Source organism: Cereibacter changlensis JA139 (assembly GCF_003034985.1).
GTDB lineage: Bacteria > Pseudomonadota > Alphaproteobacteria > Rhodobacterales > Rhodobacteraceae > Cereibacter > Cereibacter changlensis.
In genome coordinates this window covers 1-3,325 of the sequence record NZ_PZKG01000241.1, presented here as the reverse complement: position 1 = coordinate 3,325, position 3,325 = coordinate 1, and the positions used below count along the sequence as shown (strand labels likewise).

Below are 3,325 nucleotides of genomic sequence, written 5' to 3'. Positions count from 1 at the left end.
CCGGTCAGCCGGTTGAATGATCCCGGCGACACGACCAGTACCGGACGCGTTCCCTGTTGCTCATGTCCTTTGGTCGGGTCGAGCCCGACGATATAGATATCTCCGCGCTCCATTAGATCAGTTCGTTGCCCATCGGCTTGTCATCGAGCCAAGCGCGGTCCTCGTCGGTCACATCGGTTGTGCGGCACTGAGCCAACAACTCGTCGAGCGTGTAGCGGGGGCGAGGTTGCGGATCGACCACCAGCCGACCGTTGTCGACAGCAAGCCCAACCTTAGCGCCGGCGCCGATGTGCAGCAGGTCCAGAAGCGCAGGCGGGACCGCCATCATCACCGATCCCCCGACCTTCCGGAGTTTCGTCGTATGCATGTTATCCTCCATAGTTATACGACAATATAACATGAGAGGCCGGCGCGGTCTAGCTGGCGCTCTCCAGAAACCCGAAGACTTCGCTCTGTCCCGGAATCTGGGGAGCGGGGCGAAGACGAATCGATCTGGCTCAGATGTCCAGATTTTTCAGCTGTTCTCGGAAGCCGCCGATGCGAAAATGGTCTGGGGTGAGCCATTTAGGGTTGAGCGTCTGCAGGCTCGCGATGGGCATGAACGTGTCGAGCAGAAGCCATGGGCAACATGTCAGGTCTTTGGATTCTGCAGGCGCCCGCAGTTTCATGGACTGCAGCACCCTTGCGAGCGTCATCAGGTAGTGTTCGAGTTCGGCGATGGGCTTTCCGTATCTATGATGATGCGCCCTGATGAACTCGTCGGGAAGAGCGGCGACGGCATGGGCGAAGTTCTCGCGGGCCATCAGCCGGATTGCGGCGTTTTCGGGCTGCTTCCACAGGCGGAAAACATCGCGGTCGTATCTCTCGCGCAGCAGGGCGAGGGTGTGGCCCTGTAGGACGAGGTTGTACTTGAACAGCAACTCCAACCCGTTGCCGATGGTCAGGGTCACAGGGAGCAGGAAGGTTTTACGGTCTGCCCCGTAGTCGGCGGATCCGAGAAGAACATCCGCCGCTGTCAGACAACGCATGGCGTTGACCAGCAACTGATTGGGGTCTCGGGGCATAAGCGCCTCCCGAACTCGTACGTCTTGAGATTACCATGGGTTGAGCATCGCTCAAACCCTACATGCGGCCCTCTGATCGTGTGGGACAGGTGCGGATCACTCGGGCCGAAAGTAACGATAGATCAGCCATGCCATTCCGAGGCCCGCCGCAGTGACGCCCCCAGAAATAAACGCAATGGCCCAGGGCTCACGACACTGAGCCCCGGGACAGTAGCGAACCACATCGACAAGGCCGATGAAGGTGAAAAAGGCGAAGAGGGTCGCGAGCAAAAGGCAGATGGCGAGGCCGGCTCCCCAAAAGAATTTGGCCATAAATGAAACCTTTGAAACTTGGCGGAGCCATTCAAGAACAACCTATAAGGGAAGACTGCAACCCGATCCGGCGCGACCTATCACCGCGCCATACCTGATCGCAGCGGGCGCAGCCTGCGGCAGCCTCTACCATCGCCTATGGCTCAACCCCGGCTTTGGCCGGGATTTTCGCCTTGGGCTTCGGTTTCGGAAAGCGCCGGAATGCAAGGGATGCCTGTCCTTTCGGCCGGTCGGATCACTGGGGCGACGCCGTCGAGCTGAGTTCGGCCTGGAAGCGGCAGGACATGTTCCGAGACGGTCACGCTGCCGATGCAACCCTGATCCTGCGTGAGGTTGAGAGCTTCGCGCCAATCGTCGGGCATGGGTTCGCCTCGGTGGAGTCGATGCCAGATCGGCTCGACCGCGGCGCAGGCTATCTTGCCTGCGTCTTCTGCGGTGAGGGCGAGGTGGTTTGCCTCGCCATCCTCGGTCTCGATGAAGATCGACCAGACAGTGAGGCCGGTCCTCGGCTCGCCACAACCGGCGCCCGTGACGCCGCCGGTGTGCCAGAGCGTGACAGGTGGGAATATGACCTTGCCGGGTCGCAGATCGGTATAGCCTCCGAGGGCGTCGACGAAGTGCTCCCTTCCGAAGCCATCCTGCACATGGACGGAAAACCGCAGCCCGGCGAAGCTGGCCGACATTGCGGCCAGATCCTGCTCCGCATTTGACCAGCAGACGTTGGCGATGGCGGCGCGACCATTAGCCAGTTCGGTCCAGTGGCGGCACTGGCTGATGGCCTTCAGGTTCGCTAGGATCAAGGACCACAGGTCAGGGGCGGGTGCCTGATCCTTTGCGGTGGTCACGCCAAGGGTGAAACTTGCTCGGCACATGGCGACTCCTATGCCTCGGGCCCGTTCACGAGGAACACGCCGGAGATGCTGAACGGCGTCGGAGACTGCGGAGCGGCCCGCAGGCGAACCCGGTAGGGGCGGCGAAGACGAGTGCGGTGGCATCGAGCGACGTCGGCGCCGCTCGATCTTCAAGGTGTTTCGCGGGCGAGGCAGAGCGGCCCGGAGGGGCGCCTGTTGTTCGTGGCGGTGTCAGGTATTGATAAGAAGATCTTGCTCGGTGCGGCCGGCCATCAGAGCATCCCTGAACCAGTGCGGCTGACGGCCCCGCCCGCTCCAGGTATCGGAAGGGTCTGCCGGATTGGCATACTTGGCCATTGCGATGCTGCGCCGGCGGCCGGGCTGCTGGCCGATCAGCTCTGCAAGGGTAAACCCCATCTCCTTTGCGGCGGTTTCCAATGCTGCAACGGCTTCTGCCTTGCGGCGCCTTTCAAAAGTGCCGATCGCGCGACCGACGTCTTTTTGCAGTGTCTTCAGATCGGCAAGCGACATCTCGTTCAGATTGTTCATTAACGCTCCGTTGGTTGAATATCCCATCATTCCTCAATATACTCGAATGGCAAGAACGCGCAATTCACTGTTTTGTCGCCCGCTAAATTGGCTAGGTTGGCGGGTCGCCCGCCTCAATCCACGCTATGTTCGGACGCAGGCGAAGATCCCAGAATAACACAACAGTTGTGCATCCAAACTGGGACAATCTGCGCCGGAAAAACAGGTCGAGGCGCTTCAGATGAGCATGGCCGACTGCTTCAGCTACGCTTCGCCAAAGCCTGCGGGCACCGCTGCGCTACAAGGGCGAGGATTCTCCGCAGACGCTCAGGCAGGCTCCATGACCTCCAGTGCGCCATCGGGCAGGGGCCATTGCACCCCCTTGGCCTCGCCCAGGGCGTGGTAAGCAAAGTAGGTTGAGAACCACGGGAATTATTTGTGGGACCTGCCAGCATTCATCTTGAACGGACGCAGGAGGTCACTCAACTTCCTGCGCCGGGACTTACGCCGCTCCATTGTATATAATGAAGCCGAACTGTCCTAGTTCATGGGCCGGTAAACTTCACGGTG

6 protein-coding genes are annotated in these 3,325 nt (G+C 60.4%); all 6 read right to left on the bottom strand.

Annotation, left to right across the window (positions count from 1 at the left end; translation table 11 throughout):
* On the bottom strand, positions 1-113 hold a 113-nt coding region (locus tag C5F48_RS22570), incomplete at its 3' end, for a type II toxin-antitoxin system PemK/MazF family toxin (protein WP_146170715.1).
* Positions 113-367 (bottom strand): AbrB/MazE/SpoVT family DNA-binding domain-containing protein, encoded by a 255-nt coding sequence (locus tag C5F48_RS22565; protein WP_107665970.1) that lies wholly within the window; start codon positions 365-367, stop codon positions 113-115. The genes C5F48_RS22570 and C5F48_RS22565, both read right to left, overlap by 1 nt.
* A 130-nt stretch (positions 368-497) precedes the next feature.
* Entirely contained in the window at positions 498-1,064 is a 567-nt protein-coding gene (locus tag C5F48_RS22560) for a hypothetical protein (protein WP_107665969.1), read from the bottom strand.
* 96 nt (positions 1,065-1,160) lie between these two features.
* Positions 1,161-1,376: a hypothetical protein gene (locus C5F48_RS22555; protein WP_107665968.1), complete on the bottom strand. Its 216-nt coding sequence runs from the start codon at positions 1,374-1,376 to the stop codon at positions 1,161-1,163.
* Between the two features lie 143 nt (positions 1,377-1,519).
* Positions 1,520-2,248 (bottom strand): hypothetical protein, encoded by a 729-nt coding sequence (locus tag C5F48_RS22550; protein ID WP_107665967.1) that lies wholly within the window; start codon positions 2,246-2,248, stop codon positions 1,520-1,522.
* A gap of 210 nt (positions 2,249-2,458) precedes the next feature.
* Entirely contained in the window at positions 2,459-2,776 is a 318-nt protein-coding gene (locus tag C5F48_RS22545; RefSeq protein WP_107665966.1) for an H-NS histone family protein, read from the bottom strand.
* Positions 2,777-3,325: the final 549 nt, after the last annotated feature.

Excerpts from the sequence above, each read along its gene's own strand:
- C5F48_RS22565 (WP_107665970.1), bottom strand. The coding sequence starts at position 367 with ATGCATACGACGAAACTCCGGAAGGTCGGGGGATCGGTGATGATGGCG.
- C5F48_RS22560 (WP_107665969.1), bottom strand. The coding sequence starts at position 1,064 with ATGCCCCGAGACCCCAATCAGTTGCTGGTCAACGCCATGCGTTGTCTG.
- C5F48_RS22555 (WP_107665968.1), bottom strand. The coding sequence starts at position 1,376 with ATGGCCAAATTCTTTTGGGGAGCCGGCCTCGCCATCTGCCTTTTGCTC.
- C5F48_RS22550 (WP_107665967.1), bottom strand. The coding sequence starts at position 2,248 with ATGTGCCGAGCAAGTTTCACCCTTGGCGTGACCACCGCAAAGGATCAG.
- C5F48_RS22545 (WP_107665966.1), bottom strand. The coding sequence starts at position 2,776 with ATGAACAATCTGAACGAGATGTCGCTTGCCGATCTGAAGACACTGCAA.